The 14,470-nt window shown below is 38.0% G+C and carries 16 protein-coding genes, 2 tRNA genes and 1 pseudogene; 11 read left to right on the top strand and 8 right to left on the bottom strand.

Annotated elements, in window-relative coordinates; all coding sequences use genetic code 11:
• Nucleotides 1–114 precede the first annotated feature (114 nt).
• On the top strand, nucleotides 115–324 hold the full coding sequence (locus GCCT14_RS05610; RefSeq protein ID WP_420885381.1) for an oligopeptide/dipeptide ABC transporter ATP-binding protein: 210 nt from the start codon (nucleotides 115–117) through the stop codon (nucleotides 322–324).
• On the opposite strand, the pseudogene GCCT14_RS01930 reads toward GCCT14_RS05610, so the two are convergent.
• From GCCT14_RS01930 to GCCT14_RS01960, 7 genes and pseudogenes are all read right to left on the bottom strand, one after another.
• A pseudogene (locus GCCT14_RS01930) lies at nucleotides 309–767 on the bottom strand (ATP-binding cassette domain-containing protein); the annotation flags it as partial. The gene GCCT14_RS05610 and the pseudogene GCCT14_RS01930 overlap by 16 nt on opposite strands.
• A gap of 3 nt (nucleotides 768–770) precedes the next feature.
• On the bottom strand, nucleotides 771–1,775 hold the full coding sequence (locus tag GCCT14_RS01935; protein ID WP_108624002.1) for an ABC transporter ATP-binding protein: 1,005 nt from the start codon (nucleotides 1,773–1,775) through the stop codon (nucleotides 771–773).
• Nucleotides 1,772–2,710, bottom strand: coding sequence for an ABC transporter permease (locus GCCT14_RS01940; RefSeq protein WP_108624003.1), 939 nt, complete (start codon nucleotides 2,708–2,710; stop codon nucleotides 1,772–1,774). The genes GCCT14_RS01935 and GCCT14_RS01940 overlap by 4 nt, the downstream gene beginning before the upstream one ends.
• Before the next feature lie 11 nt (nucleotides 2,711–2,721).
• Nucleotides 2,722–3,669: an ABC transporter permease gene (locus GCCT14_RS01945; RefSeq protein WP_108624004.1), complete on the bottom strand. Its 948-nt coding sequence runs from the start codon at nucleotides 3,667–3,669 to the stop codon at nucleotides 2,722–2,724.
• The gene (locus GCCT14_RS01950; RefSeq protein WP_157952478.1) at nucleotides 3,657–5,285 is read right to left on the bottom strand and encodes a diphosphate--fructose-6-phosphate 1-phosphotransferase; all 1,629 of its coding nucleotides are present in this window, start codon (nucleotides 5,283–5,285) and stop codon (nucleotides 3,657–3,659) included. The genes GCCT14_RS01945 and GCCT14_RS01950 overlap by 13 nt, the downstream gene beginning before the upstream one ends.
• A gap of 78 nt (nucleotides 5,286–5,363) precedes the next feature.
• Nucleotides 5,364–5,437, bottom strand: a tRNA-Met gene (locus tag GCCT14_RS01955).
• 29 nt (nucleotides 5,438–5,466) lie between these two features.
• A tRNA-Met gene (locus tag GCCT14_RS01960) sits at nucleotides 5,467–5,538 on the bottom strand.
• An 81-nt stretch (nucleotides 5,539–5,619) separates the two neighbouring features.
• On the opposite strand from GCCT14_RS01960, the gene GCCT14_RS01965 reads away from it, so the two are divergent.
• The 10 genes from GCCT14_RS01965 (at nucleotide 5,620) to GCCT14_RS02010 (ending at nucleotide 14,313) form a co-directional block, all read left to right on the top strand.
• Nucleotides 5,620–7,638 carry a DUF3604 domain-containing protein gene (locus tag GCCT14_RS01965; RefSeq protein WP_108624006.1) on the top strand — a complete coding sequence of 673 codons (2,019 nt, stop codon included), beginning with the start codon at nucleotides 5,620–5,622 and terminating at the stop codon, nucleotides 7,636–7,638.
• Between the two features lie 30 nt (nucleotides 7,639–7,668).
• Nucleotides 7,669–8,526: a P-loop NTPase family protein gene (locus tag GCCT14_RS01970; protein ID WP_108624007.1), complete on the top strand. Its 858-nt coding sequence runs from the start codon at nucleotides 7,669–7,671 to the stop codon at nucleotides 8,524–8,526.
• A 96-nt stretch (nucleotides 8,527–8,622) separates the two neighbouring features.
• On the top strand, nucleotides 8,623–8,820 hold the full coding sequence (locus GCCT14_RS01975) for a hypothetical protein (RefSeq protein ID WP_108624008.1): 198 nt from the start codon (nucleotides 8,623–8,625) through the stop codon (nucleotides 8,818–8,820).
• 41 nt (nucleotides 8,821–8,861) lie between these two features.
• A complete protein-coding gene (gene ruvX, locus GCCT14_RS01980) occupies nucleotides 8,862–9,308 on the top strand; it encodes a Holliday junction resolvase RuvX (protein WP_204592931.1) in 447 nt (148 codons plus the stop codon).
• Nucleotides 9,309–9,311: 3 nt separating this feature from the next.
• Nucleotides 9,312–10,667, top strand: a complete 1,356-nt coding sequence (locus GCCT14_RS01985) for a glucose-6-phosphate dehydrogenase (RefSeq protein ID WP_108624010.1) — start codon at nucleotides 9,312–9,314, stop codon at nucleotides 10,665–10,667.
• Nucleotides 10,651–11,409 carry a 6-phosphogluconolactonase gene (pgl, locus tag GCCT14_RS01990; protein WP_157952479.1) on the top strand — a complete coding sequence of 253 codons (759 nt, stop codon included), beginning with the start codon at nucleotides 10,651–10,653 and terminating at the stop codon, nucleotides 11,407–11,409. The genes GCCT14_RS01985 and pgl overlap by 17 nt, the downstream gene beginning before the upstream one ends.
• On the top strand, nucleotides 11,393–12,397 hold the full coding sequence (tsaD, locus tag GCCT14_RS01995; protein ID WP_108624012.1) for a tRNA (adenosine(37)-N6)-threonylcarbamoyltransferase complex transferase subunit TsaD: 1,005 nt from the start codon (nucleotides 11,393–11,395) through the stop codon (nucleotides 12,395–12,397). The genes pgl and tsaD overlap by 17 nt, the downstream gene beginning before the upstream one ends.
• A gap of 51 nt (nucleotides 12,398–12,448) precedes the next feature.
• Complete coding sequence (gene rpmG, locus GCCT14_RS02000) at nucleotides 12,449–12,592, top strand: 50S ribosomal protein L33 (RefSeq protein WP_108624013.1); 144 nt, start codon at nucleotides 12,449–12,451, stop codon at nucleotides 12,590–12,592.
• Nucleotides 12,593–13,693 (top strand): hypothetical protein, encoded by a 1,101-nt coding sequence (locus GCCT14_RS02005; protein WP_108624014.1) that lies wholly within the window; start codon nucleotides 12,593–12,595, stop codon nucleotides 13,691–13,693. It begins immediately after the preceding gene.
• A complete protein-coding gene (locus tag GCCT14_RS02010) occupies nucleotides 13,690–14,313 on the top strand; it encodes an ABC transporter ATP-binding protein (RefSeq protein ID WP_108624015.1) in 624 nt (207 codons plus the stop codon). The genes GCCT14_RS02005 and GCCT14_RS02010 overlap by 4 nt, the downstream gene beginning before the upstream one ends.
• Nucleotides 14,314–14,330: 17 nt before the next feature.
• Here the strand turns inward: GCCT14_RS02010 and GCCT14_RS05615 are convergent, their stop codons facing one another.
• Nucleotides 14,331–14,459 carry an FAD:protein FMN transferase gene (locus tag GCCT14_RS05615; RefSeq protein WP_204592932.1) on the bottom strand — a complete coding sequence of 43 codons (129 nt, stop codon included), beginning with the start codon at nucleotides 14,457–14,459 and terminating at the stop codon, nucleotides 14,331–14,333.
• Nucleotides 14,460–14,470: the final 11 nt, after the last annotated feature.

Genomic DNA, 14,470 nt, shown 5'->3' on the forward strand with positions numbered 1-14,470 from the left:
CAAGCGCAAATAGTCAATCTTTTGCTTGATTTAAGAGACAATTTTTCCCTTACTATTCTCATAGTTTCACATGATCTTTTGATTATGCGTTATATGTGCAACAGAATAGGTGTTATGTACGGTGGATCTTTGGTAGAGGTGGGGGATGTTGAAACTGTATATAAGTCGCCAAAACATCCTTATACAAAGGTATTAATAGATGCTATTCCTATACCTGATCCTATTAGGCAAAGGCAGAGAGTCCCTAAAATAATTATTCCAAAGAAGAATTTGGAAAGAAAAGTTTCTAAAGACGGATGTGTTTTTGCGCCTCCACTGAATTGATGCGGGAATCTAGATAAAACATCTAATGGAAGACCAACCTTTTCTAGAAGTGATGCAATTTCTTCCAAAGGAGGTTTCCTTGACTTCATATAGTTTGAATGAAGACGCAAAGGCTCTAGTAGAGTCTCCACAATACGGTGCATCGGATTCAAAGCTGCGCAAGGATCTTGGAACACGAACTGTATCTCTCTACGTAAAGAAAACAATTCTCTTTCAGATAAATGAGATATGTCTTTCCCTTCAAAAAAACATTGACCAGAGTCAACCTCATCTAAACCAGAAACTACTCGAGCACAAGTCGACTTTCCAGATCCACTTTCTCCTACCAGTCCAAATATTTCTTCTCTGTATATATCAAACTCAATCTCATTGAGGGCCTTACAACCATCCGGCTGGTAAGTCTTGGAGACGCCCTTAAGAGAATAAATAATATCCTTGCGCACAGACTAACTACTATCCCTAAAACGTTTATATTGTTCTTTAGCTTCTTCTCTATGTAAGTGACAGGCACATTTACGTTCTCCTAACGATGAATAAAGTGGAGAATAAATTTCACATATATTCATTGCAAAAGGACAACGAGGGGCAAATGCACAACCATTTTTTTGCTCTCCAAGATCAGGAGGAGTCCCAGGAATCGTCCTTAATCGAGAAGAAGGCTCCCCTCTAGGCAAGGATTGTAGTAAACTTTTTGTGTATGGATGATTAGGAGATTGAAAAATATCAAAAACAGATCCCTCTTCTACAATGCTACCTGCATACATAACAAGAATTCGATCAGCAAAAGAAGATACAACTCCTAAATCATGCGTAATGAAAAGAATGCTCATAGCAAGTTCACTTCTCAAATCATGTAAAAGAGCAATAATCTGCTCTTGCACAGTAACATCAAGCGCTGTAGTTGGCTCATCTGCAATCAAAATTTGAGGTTTAGAAGCAAGAGCAACGGCAATAGAAATTCTTTGACGCTGACCTCCACTAAATTCATGAGGATAGTTTTCTTGACGTCTCTTCGGATCAGGGATGCCTACACGTTCTAGCCAATAAAGTGCTTCAGCAGCGGCCTCTTTACGTGAAAGACCTAAATGATACCGCATTCCTTCTGCAATTTGCTCTCCAACAGTAAACATCGGATGAAGAGCTGTCATGACATTTTGAAAAACAAACCCAATAAATTTTCCTCGAAAGTGATGCATTTCTTCTTCTTCAACATCAGCTAGATTCGCACCATTAAATAAGATCTTGCCACTCATTTGATAGTGAATAGTCTTTGGCATTAACTTAACCAATGACATGGCTAACATACTTTTGCCACATCCAGATTCCCCTAAAATGAATAGGACCTCACCCTCTTTTAATGAAAAAGATACATCGCGCACACAATGGACAAGTCCGTATTGAGTTCGCAACTTAAGAGATATTCCTTCAGCAATTAAAATTGGTTTTGTCATGTGTCTTTTTCTTCCTCGACAAACCTTCTTGGGTCAAGAGCATCTCGCAATCCATCACCAATCCAATTAAATGCGAGCATTGTGACAAAAATAAATCCTATTGGGAAGAAAAGACGCCACGGATAGTCACGTAGAGCCTGTAATCCAGAACTTGCCATACTTCCCCAACTAGCTACTGGTAAAGCTACGCCCATCCCTAAAAAGCTCAAAAAACCTTCTCCAAAAATTGCCCCTGGCACTGATAGTGTAACAGACACAATAAGAGGGCCCCAGATATTTGGTAAAATATGAAAGAAAAAAATTTGCTTCTTGTTAGCTCCTATAGCCTTTGCTGCCAATACGAAATCTTGATTTTTACATTCTAAAACTTGGAATCTCACTACACGAGCAGTTCTAGACCAGCTTAGGAAGCCGATAATAACCAACACTGTGAAGAATCCTCCACGAAAAAGGCAACGCAAAGCCATAGCTTTGAGTAGTGTTGGAACACCATCAATGATATCGATAATACGCATCATAACTTCATCAACAAATCCACCGAAATAGCCAGACATTCCACCAAACAAAATTCCAAGAACTAGATCAATACAAGCAGAACCAATACCTACACCAAGAGAAATACGAGCTCCATACCAAACACGAACAAAAATATCCCTGCCTAATTCATCTGTTCCAAACCAGAAATTCAAACTAGGCTTAGCATTAACTGAATCTAAATGGTTCTCATAATAGGTATGAGATGAAAATATTGGGATAAGAACGGATCCCAAAAAAAGTAATATCACAAAAATAAGAGAGTACGTTGCAGTTTTGTTCTTGAAAAAATGCTGAAGCGCAAGCGAAGTCTTACTTGGAAATTCTAAGTCATCAAAAGACCTCTTTCCCTCTCGAGAAGATCTTTTCAATGGCAAAAACAAATCATCAAAACGATCCATAGACCAATCAACTATCCCTTAATCTTACTTCTTTTCGAAACAGAAGAACTAGCTACACGCGGATCCAAATAGATATGAATTAAATCAACCAAAAAATTTGCTATTAGAAGCAAGGATCCATAGAAAATGGTCAATCCCATTATGAGAGGATAATCACGATTAGAGGTGCTCTTTATAAACCATTGTCCGAGACCAGGAATGGCAAAAATTTTTTCTACAACAAACCCACCAACTAATATCCCTGAAGTTAAAGGTCCTAGAACTCCTAAAGCAGGAAGAATTGCCTCAGGCAAAAGATGACGATATAGAACATTATCCCAAGGGATGCCCTTAGCTCTAGCAGTCTGAATATAGTCACGAGAAAGAGCGTTAATCATTCCTGCTCGAATCAAACGAGTTAAATGACACGAAGGAGAAGTTGCAATTGCGATAACAGGCAGAACTGTATGACGAAATGTCCCCCAGCAAGCTACAGGTAATATTCCCAATTTGATTGCAAAAATGTATTGAAGAAGAGTCGCCTTTACAAAATTTGGATTAGATATTCCTACAATGGATCCTACAGTAATTACTCTGTCTATAGGTCTTCTCCAATTTTGTGCAGAAATTGCACCTAAATATAGACCAAGAAACAGCGAAAGACACAAAGCTTCAACACCTAAAAAGGCAGATACAGGAAATCCTTCTCTTAAAATAGAATTAACAGAGCGATCAGGGTACTTGAGTGATGGGCCCAAATCAAACAAGCAAATACCCTTCATATAGGTTAAATACTGAATCCATATCGGACGATCTAGGCCATAGTACGCATTAAGAGATTTTCTTACTTCTTTTGGAATTGGTCTCTCTTCAGCGAAAGGATCACCAGGAATAGCCTTCATTAAAAAAAAAGTAATAGTCGCAATTGAAAAGAGGGTCATGATTGCGCTAATTGCTTTTTTAAAAATTAATCTCCACATCCTTCTTTCTCCAAAAGTAATGCTTTAGGAATTGAATGGGACACCTTCTTGTCTCCTTCGAATTGATATGGCCCTGGAGATAGGAAACAGTCATTTGTAGCCCATGTTTCTGAATTTTTCTTGAGCGCAAGAAAGCCAGGACCGTTCAAATCAACTAATGTCTTTCTTATGACTGGGAACCATTGTCCCTCTCTTCTCTCTTTGTGGAACATAGACATCAAAGGAATTCCCTTAACTTGCCAGGAAGAGACATCTTTTTCCAGATCGGTCATGATTGCCATGTATCCATTTCTTTTCTCACGAACCAACGCAGCTGCGCACATCCCCAAAGAATAACAGTAATTAGCATCGAACCAACTAGGATGCGCACATCTACATTCATATCCAAAAAAGTGAGAAACTGCAGAGAAAGACTTAATCAATGAGGGAATCTTTTCAATTTCTTGTTTTACAAGAGATAAAAGTAGCCTTTCTGTATCAATTCTCGAAACAGCGACATTCCCATGCGCATCCCGATCGTATAGGAGCTGTTCTTGAATTGACTCTGGAAGAGATCCCAGTATAGTTGAAGAAGCTGGATCAAGACTTTGATGAATAGTTTCCACGTTATGATTCGGATCTCTGGCCAAAAGATCATTTAGAACACATATTAGCGTATCTATACCAGGAATCTGTTCAATCAAACCTTCAGGAACAAGTATGACACCATAATGTTTTCCTTGATCTGCTCGTCTCTTAATTAAGTTGACCAAAGAAGAGACAATCTTTTGCAAAGAAATTCCTTCTTTTCGAATCTGTTCGCTTATTAAGGTATATGTAGGTTGAACTTGGAGAGCAGTTTCAAGAGTCAAGTGAGAGGCATGACGACCCATCAATCGTACAAAATGATAATTTTTTTTAAACGATAATGAATCGAGGCAGACATTCCCGACCAACTCAGAAATCACTTTAGCAGCTGTGTCGTGACCAAATGAGACCTCTATTGAGTGACCCTTCAAATCTCCATCAATTGTTTTCGGCACTCCTATGATTGCCGTTTTTAGTTTCTCCTTTTGAAAAAATTCTGCTAGAAGACCTGCATTCGTATTTGAATCATCTCCTCCAATAACAACTAAACCATCTAGTGCAAGCTCTACACAAACTTGAGCAACTTTTTCGAAATCAGCTGTTCCATTCAATTTTTTTCTGGAAGTAGAAAGAAGATGAAACCCACCTGAATTTGTCCAATTTTGCAAAAGATCATTAGTTAGTTCTATTTTTTCCCCATTCAATAACCCTTCAAATCCATTTTCAAATCCAAAAAGACCACCGATTGAACCTATACTTGTAAGAGCATCAGAAAGACCAACTAAAACATTATGTCCTCCCGGAGCCGGTCCACCTGAAAACAATACACCTATTCTCATCCCATGTATTTCAGGACAATTAACATCCTTTTCTGCGACCAACAGAGGAGCTGATTGCATAGAAGGGAAATATTCCTCTAGTTCCGGACGAACTGATAAGTTGTTTTCTTCTCTGAAACAAACACAAGGAAAATCAGATAATTGATTTGGCAACTGCAAAGGCGAATTAGCCCTAACAACAGAAAAATAACTAATATCCTTTTTAAACACGCACACCACCTAATATTTCTGAGACACTCAAAACCAAGGTGAGATAAACGATTCGAAAGATTAATAAGAGGGAAAAGATAGCGGCAGATGGACTTGAACCACCGACCTACGGATTATGATTCCGCTGCTCTGACCAACTGAGCTATGCCGCCCTCGTTAGAGGCATCCAACAGAAAAAATATGGCGGGGGCAGGATTCGAACCTACGACCTCTGGGTTATGAGCCCAGCGAGCTTCCACTGCTCCACCCCGCAGTAAAATCACCGCTGGATGTTACATAGAAAAGTGATTTTAGGAAACAGGAAAGAACAGCTTCGGGAAAACAAGAAATATTCATGCGAGAATTAATCTGTTTAAAGATGATCAATTCTGGAATAGGAAAATGTGATAAATTTCCGCGGTCCGTTCGTTGTTGTTTGAGGGAGATCAATATCATGCGACGATCAATCATGTCAGAAGATTTCGGATCATGTCTTGCAGGCGAAATAGGATGCTGGAAGTTTTCTATTTGTGCTTCGTTCCCATTACAAAAGGGGACTTTGATTCGATTTGACTTGGGATCAACTGGTCAATCGTATGAATGGGAGATCCCACAAACAAATACTGCTAAAAAAAATTCCATCTTTGGATTGATTAACGGAACAACAGTTGTAAAGGCTAAATTGGCCCAACAAGGGAAAGGTCCTTGTAGTGTGTTTGAGTTCGTTCTTCCAAAGAACCTCTCAACAGGGCAACAGTTCCAAATTGTGATAGGTGGATCACCTGATAATTTGAACACAAAGGATGGGACCAATCGAGCTCAGACATTTACACAAAGAAGAAGAGTTTTTCTAATCTACATCGAACACGCTCAAAGCAGTCTGAAAGAACAAGAAAAAATCGCAGTAGATGTATTAGGTAATGTTCTTGAAACAATTAGAGTATTATCACCTTCATGTGTCGGGAAAGGAAAGAGATTTGACGTTGTTGTAAAATTTGAAGATCAATTTGGCAACCCAACAAGTAATGCTCCACCAGAAACACTAATATCTCTTTCGTATGAAAATTTAAGGGATAACCTACAGTGGCGTCTTTTCGTTCACGAAACTGGCTTTGTTACACTGCCAAATTTATATTTGAATGAGGTTGGTGTTTATCGAATCCGTTTAAAAAATGAGCTAAATGGGCGATCGTTTGTTAGTGCTCCGATACGATGCTTCAATGAAGAAACTCTTCTTTTTTGGGGCCAAATTCGAGGAGAGTCTCCTAGAACACGCACAATCGAAACACCTGAGATGTATATGAGACAGTTCAGGGATGATTTAGGTCTTAATTTTGTTGCAATACCCCCTTTACCCTTTTTATCTGAAGGTGCTCCAACAGTTTGTAACAAAGCACTCGTGCAAGCTGTTGAAGATTTCAATGAAGAAGACCGTTTCGTTACTTTTTTTGGGGCACAAATCAGCGGGAAAGCAAAAGAGACAGGATGTAGAAACTTTCTGTCTATGAATGAAAGTGTTTTACAGCAAAAAGATTCAGATTTGAAAACACACTCAGATCTTAAAAAAATTTATAAGTCTATAGTTCCAGGAGAAATCATTTCGGTTCCATTCCTGACGATGGGGGAGAAAACATGTTATGACTTCAAAGAAAATGTTTCTGGCATAGAATGCCTGGCCGAGATCTATTGCAGTTTAGGGAGCTCTGAGTGTGTTGAAGATAATCTTTTCCCAATAAGTTGCAAATCGCCTAAGCAATCCATAGCTTGTGGTTCAATTAGAGAAGCTTTGAATCAAAATCTACGATTCGGGTTTTGTGCTGGCGGGACAGAAAGAAAGTCTAACGATACAGACAACCCTCCATATTCACCTGGATTTACAGTCGTATTAAGCCCTGAATTCAATAGAAAATCTATATTTGAAGCGTTACTAAGCAGGAATTGCTTTGCTACAACTGGGGTTCGCATCTTAGTTGGGTTCTTTTTAGCCAAAATCGGAATGGGCAAGGAACTTTCTACAATTGAAAAACCTGGCTTAGTCTTTAATCGTCATATAAGTGGATTTGTATCTGGATTATCTCCCCTTAAATCAGTGCAAATTATTAGAAATGGGAAACTTTTCCATGAGTTTTCGATCTCTCCAGGACAAATAGACTTGGATTTTTCCATTGATGACCAAGACCACTTAGAGTCGATATGTATAAATTATCAAGGAAACAAGTTCGCCTATTACTACCTAAGGGTTGTACAAGAGGACCAGAATGCTGCTTGGTCTTCTCCAATTTGGGTCGATCTTGTTTCTTCACAAGAAAAGAAACAAGAAGAATCACACAGCATTAGTCAGAAAAAGGGAGCTTCGAAAAAAAAGTCATCTTGAAGTGACATAAAAGCAAGGTAGATTTCAGTTATGATCTTTAACAGAGTAATCAGATGGGTAAAGCATCTACTTTATCCAAAAACTCTGGAAAGTCCCCCAGAAAGGATTAAGGAAGCCTTATTAGGAACAAATATAAGTGAAGAAATTGCCATTCAACTTGTTTTAAGTCTGCAAAATAGAAACAGCAATATCTCATGGCAAGATGTCATTCGAAATGAACTCATAAAACTTTGTCCTAAAGAGCAACCCAACCTTTTGAACAGATTCCCTCAAATAATCTTTCTTATTGGGGAGAATGGACATGGGAAGACTACTTCGTGCGTTAAAGTTGCCAATTACTTTCTGAAAAAAGGCAAAAGGGTTTCTCTTGTATCTAGCGATACTTTCCGAGCAGCAGCCGGAGAACAATTACAATGTTTGTCTAATTCCATTGGTTTGACTTGTATAATAGGCAAACCAAAATCTGATCCTGCCTCAGTTGTTTTTCAAGGAATTGAATCTGGACTTAAGGCAAATATGGACGTAATAATTGTGGACACATCTGGGCGTTTATCAAACAATCAAAATTTAATAATGGAATTAAAGAAATCTATATCGGTTGCTAATAAATTTCTTCCTTCGGAAAGGATCATTCCCCTTCTTGTTCTTGATAATTCTTTGGGAAATTACGCTTTAACCCAGGCAAAAAGATTTTTCGAGCATCTAGAAATTAAAGGGTATTTTTTCACACGAGCAGAAATCCCATATGGAACTATATTTTCTGTTATAAAGGAAATTTCTTTGCCTATTGCTTTTTTAGGTACAGGACGGCAAATTGACGACATATCCCTCTTTAACCCAAGTAGTTTTATTGCTCTGTTTTTAGACTTTTTAGTGAAATCGTCTTAATTTTTGTTGTATCGACAAATACATTTCTTGAAAAATTAGACAGACCTGTTCAATGAAAGAGATGAGTGAGTTTGGAAGGTCCTGAGGAGGATTTTAATGGAATTTTTGGTAAAAGCTGCTTTATTTATTCTCGTCTTGAGCCCTATTCTTCTATTCTTTTGTTGGGGATGCAAGAAGCGTTGTTGTTCTATGTGGTGTAAAGATAAGAAAAATGGTTCCGGTGGTGGCTGTTGTCCTTGTGGCCCTAAAAAAAGCTGCCAAACGAAGAATGACGAATCTAAGGATGGAAATTGAGCGAGGATACTTCTTGTTCAACAAAGATTGACAAAAGGAGTGTGGCAGTCGATCCAGGAATGGCCAGATGTGGTTTGGCTATTTCAGATCCTTCCGCCTCCTTTTCCCTTCCCTTACATACGATTACCCTTAAAAAAAACGATCCACACAGTGCTGCGCTGCAAATTCTTCAAACCTTGAAAGAAAGGGTTATTGATGTGATGGTTGTTGGCATTCCCCTTCTTCTTTCTGGTAAAGACAGTCGAATGACAGCGTGGGCGAGGTCCCTTTACCAAAATTTGTATGAACTACTTCTTAATACTTCGACTCGAGTGATAGCTTGGGACGAACGTTTGTCTTCTCGTCATGCCGACGTTCTTCTTGAAGAGAGTCAAACTAAGAAAAAATATAGAAAAAACATACATGACTCTGTAGCTGCTGCCATTATATTACAAAGCTATCTCGACACAGTGCGCAACCAAAAGGAAATTCTTCCTGAAGGAGCATAGTAAATGACGAGGCCGCATCAAGTTTTGATATTATTCGGTTCTACGGGCAGTCTAGCTCGTGAGAAAATTTTCCCGGCTTTATACCAGCTGGAAAAGCTTGGATTGCTTGGAGACGATTTTCTTTGTATAGGCGTAGGAAGACAAGAGATAACAAGTCTAGAGCTATTAGAACGTAGTTCAGTTGTGGAACATGCAGGTTCAACAACTTGGAATAAGTTGGTTTCTAAATTACGCTATTGCAAGCTCCAAATTGATGACCTTTCCACGTACGTATCTCTTCAACAAGTTTTAGAAGAATTGGGTAAACAGGCAGATCTATCTTTTTTTCTTGCAGTCTCAACAAAATTTTTCTTTGATATTGTAAGTTGTTTGATCAAATCATCTTGTTGGCGACCTGAGAGATCTTCTTTATTTTTAGAAAAGCCGTTTGGCCACGATTTCAAATCATCTTTAGAGCTTCAAAAACAGTTGGATGAGTTAGTTAATTCTGATTCCATCCATTTGATCGATCACTATCTCTGCAAGCCAGGTGTTGGTTCTTTATTGGAAATTCGTTGTCTACCATCTATTTCACGACTATGGAACAGTACTAATATTCAATCGATTCATGTTATTGCCACAGAGTCTATTGGAATCAATCAGAGAGCTAATTTTTTCAATCAACAGGGTCAAGTAAAGGACATGATCCAAAGCCATTTGTTACAGGTGTTGTCTCTGGGATGTATTTCGATGTCAGAGGAAGTATCAATTAGAGAACGCAAAGAAAACTTTTTATCTTCATTACGTTTTTCAACTAAATGCCCAATTCAAATTGGTCAATATAGCAATGGTGAAATTGATGGTGTTCAAGTTTGTAGCTATCTTCAAGAAAAAGATATAACAAATGAATCTAAGACTGAGACATTTGCTGCTATGAGATTCACAAGTGTTTTGCCTGAGTGGAAAGACGTAGATTTCGAGCTATTCACAGGAAAACGTTTGAATAATAAGCGGACAGAAGTCATCGTGCTCTTTCGCTCTGGGGAAAGAATGATTATTCAAAGTGAGCCTGAAATAAAGATAGTAGGCTTCCCCAAAGAAGTTAATGATATACGCATAGAGATAGAAAAAGAGTGGAAATCACGTCTCTTTGGATATGAGGCTATACTAAAAGCTTGTCTTTACAAAGAAGGAGCGTCCTTTTTGTCTGCGACAGAAGCTTCTTTGGGATGGAAAAGTCTTGAGAATTATTTTCTTTCACCTGGAGAACATCAGCTTCAAATATATCGAGCAGGCTCTTGGGGTCCGACAGCAGCTTTGCAAGTTTATACAACCATTCACAAACATCTCCAGGAGAAAGAAAGTGAGGCAAAACAATAGTCAGGATGCTTCTTTTTATATTCCTGGGTCTTTTGAAGAGACCATTTCTTCCACTGTGAAAATTTTTTACGATTACATTAGGGATAGTGTTAGAGAAAAAGGCATTTGTAGAATTGCTCTGTCTGGAGGAAATACCCCTCTTCCTATTTTTCGTGAATTTGCTAAGTCTCCTGAGTTGGAATTTTGGAAAAGTGTAGAATGGTTTTGGGTTGATGAAAGATATGTTCCAATAGAGGACAAAGAGAGCAATTTTGGGAATGCGTTTTCAATCATGAAGGTTCTGAAAGGGTGTCAATTTTTTCCAATTGTTACTAACGCATCTCTACCTCCTGAAGAGTTAGCAGATATGTATTCTGATACAATTAGAGAAGCATTACCTTTTGATATTGCGCTTCTTGGCATTGGAGATGATGGACATTTTGCATCGTTCTTTCCTGACCATTCTGTTTTCCTAGAAGAAAAAAAATTGCTGGAAGAAGCATATGAAATGCCACTCGTAGAGTCATTAAAAGTTGATGAAAAAGGTTGGAGGATATCACTTTCCTTACAATCAATATTTACATCATCTAACGTGTGGGTTTTAGTTACTGGTTCCTCCAAAAGATTGATTCTGGATAAAGTAATAAATCGCAAAGACCCTTCTTTACCTGCTAATCTTTTATTAGGTAGAAAAAACGTTCTATTTATCTTTGATAAAGACTCTTCTTCTCAATTGGAATTAAAGAATGATAATAGGGATTGAAACGACATGCGACGAAACGGCCATATCCTTACTTGAGCCACCCCTCAACGTACTTCATCAACAGCTATATTCTCAAAATGAAGTACACAAGGAAAAAAATGGGGTAATTCCTGAAATTGCTGCTAGACTCCATCTCACGCACTTACTACCTATATTTCATCAGTCTTTACAGGCGGTTAAATTAAGTGTAGTTGACATTGATGCTATCGCAGTTGCTAGAGGTCCTGGTTTAATTGGGTCTCTTCTTGTTGGTATGAGTTTTGCTAAGACATTGGCTTTAACGCTCGAAAAGCCACTTGTTTGTGTTAACCATGTTGAGGCGCATATCTATGCAGCCTTGATGAGTCATGGGAAAAATAAGATAGAAGAAAGCATTGGCGTCGTACTATCTGGAGGGCATACTTTCTTTTGTTTAATACATTCAATTGGTGAATACACCTATCTAGGTGAAACTTTGGATGATGCAATTGGAGAGGCTTTTGATAAGGTTGCTATCATGCTTGGTTTGTCATATCCAGGTGGATCTTTAATAGAACAATTGGCGCTAGAAGGAGATGAAAAAAGATTCTCTTTCAAAGGAGGGCAAATTAACCCATATAACGTCTCATTCAGTGGGCTTAAAACTGCAGTGCTATATAAAATTAGAGATTTAGAGAGTAATTCACCACTTTCTTCTCAAGATCGAGCAGACATAGCAGCTTCCTTTCAACGTTCAGCTTGTAACGTTATTTGCGGAACTCTTCATAAAATTTGCTCTAATTATAACTTAAAATCTATTGTATTTGGTGGTGGCGTGACAGCTAACACGTATCTAAAACATCTTTTAGTTAAAGAATTTGGCAATAGATTCCAGATATATTTTCCACATGCTGAACTTGCAACAGATAACGCTGTAATGATAGCGGGATTAGGAGCTCTACAATTAGAAAGAGAGGGGCCTTCCTCTATAGATTCTAGAGCAGATCCAATTCTTCGCCTGATTAGTTGAAGTTTTGCACTTATACCTATAAACTTACACGGATTGGAATAGGAGGTCGATATGGCTAGAGAGCTAATCAAGTTAAAAAGCACAGCAAGTGATGAGATGCGTTGGACAACCAAGAAAAAAGGTGCTCCTAAGCTTCGAATTAAAAAATTTGACTCAAAAGTTAGGAGAAGAGTCGATTTTGTTGAATCGAAGTAAATGGTTCCATTCCCCTTTCGTTTTTCTTGCTCACTTTTTTTTAGAAAGACTTCATGTCTTGTTGTATTAAGCCTAGTAGCATCTTTTTTTTTGTGTATATTTGTTGGATCTATTGCTGATACGTTGGAGCAAAAAAGATTCCGTTCTATCAGCCTGGTGATTCCACCACTATCATTTAGTCATCCTACAAAAAAAACACTTGATCCATCAGAAGTTTCTTTTTTTAGTGACATTTCTGTTGAGCCGTTATCTATCTGTAGGGAACCTGTTGTTTGTGAAAATGGGTCTTTTTCTAGAGAAGCTATTACTATAAATATCAATCCGTTTTTGGGTTCATTAAGAGAAGATGAATTACTTATTCCAAGGAGTTGGAATGAGCTACGAGTAGGAGACATATTGTCTCTCTATTCATTGAAAGATGGGAGAAAAGTAGAGCGAAAAATAACAGGTTTTTTTTCTGATCTTTCTGGCATGACCAATGATCTTGTACTTACTGAATGGGATTCAGGTCTTGGCTCTTTTGCTTGTTTCATTCCCATACATCGTATTCGTTCTGTTGCCTCACACTTGAGGGAGAGACTTTCTCCTAAATGGCGCCTTTCAACTATTGAAGATCATCCAATTTACGGAGGTTGGATTCAAGAGATTTTGAATGACCATCTACTGATTTCTTGTCTGAAAATGGCACTTCTTTACGTAGGAGGAGCTAATGCCTGTTTTGCGGCTATACTATTACTTTCTCAATCTCGTCATGAAATTGCACTTATTCAAATGATGGGAGGATCTTGTAGAATACTCTTGTCTAGCTTTCTTCTTTGGCTTGGAAAATGTTTTTTTTTATCTTTCCCATTAGCTCTTGCACTTGGATTTCTATCTATCGAGTGGGGCTTAAAAAGATCATTTTTAACAAAAAGATGGATGAAGCATCTCCCTCTACTGCAAGAAATAAACACTGGTGATTTTTTAAATGACGTTCAGCTAGTGTCACTTACTACAAGCCAGTTGTTTTTTTTTATATTTATTGTGAGTTCAGTCGTTTCCATATCAGTTATTATTTTTTTTAGAAGAGGCCCTGAGAAAATTTTTAGAGATGAAAAATGATTTTCCTTGAGACTTTCAACTTATCTTATGAATGCAAAGGAAAAAAAATACTAGACGACATTTTCTTTGCGTGCAGAGATGGAGAACGTATCGCTATTAAAGGGCCATCAGGTTCAGGCAAAAGCTGTTTTCTTAGCATGCTTTGCGGTCTGATTACACCTTCCTCAGGACAAATCGTATGTCGAGGTAAAAAAAACACCAAATTGAAAGATCGAGCAATCATTGGTTACATTCCGCAAGAAGATATTTTTCTTGGATTCGATTCTGTTATTTCGAATGCTTTACTTGCTATTGAGTTCAATCGAAAATCCGATCGCAAAAAAACAGAAGGATTTGTTCAAGAAATGCTTGAATTTCTGGAGATTCCTCCTGAAGCAAAACCTTATGAGCTTTCTGGAGGTGAAAAGAGACGTCTATCAGTTATTCGTGCTTTAGCACTTCGTCCAATGATTTTGATTGCAGATGAATGGTCAGCAGGATTAGATCATCCAAACCAGGTTAAAATCGGCTCTCTATTTGAGGAATGCTCAAGTGTTATTTTTGTTTCGCATGATCCAAAAAGCATTATCCGTTGTAATCGGGTATATCAGATGGAAAAAGGCAAACTTAAATCGTTCTAATTTTTTTATATACTTAACTATTCCATTAATATTATCTTTACCGGCTTTACTCCTAATTTTCGTAATCTATCTGCCAAAAGATCAACACAAAAGCCTTTCGCTATGCCACAAACGTCAATTTGAGCTTTCGGGTCCTTCTTAATGATGCTACGTCCTT

Source organism: Candidatus Similichlamydia epinepheli (assembly GCF_003056015.1).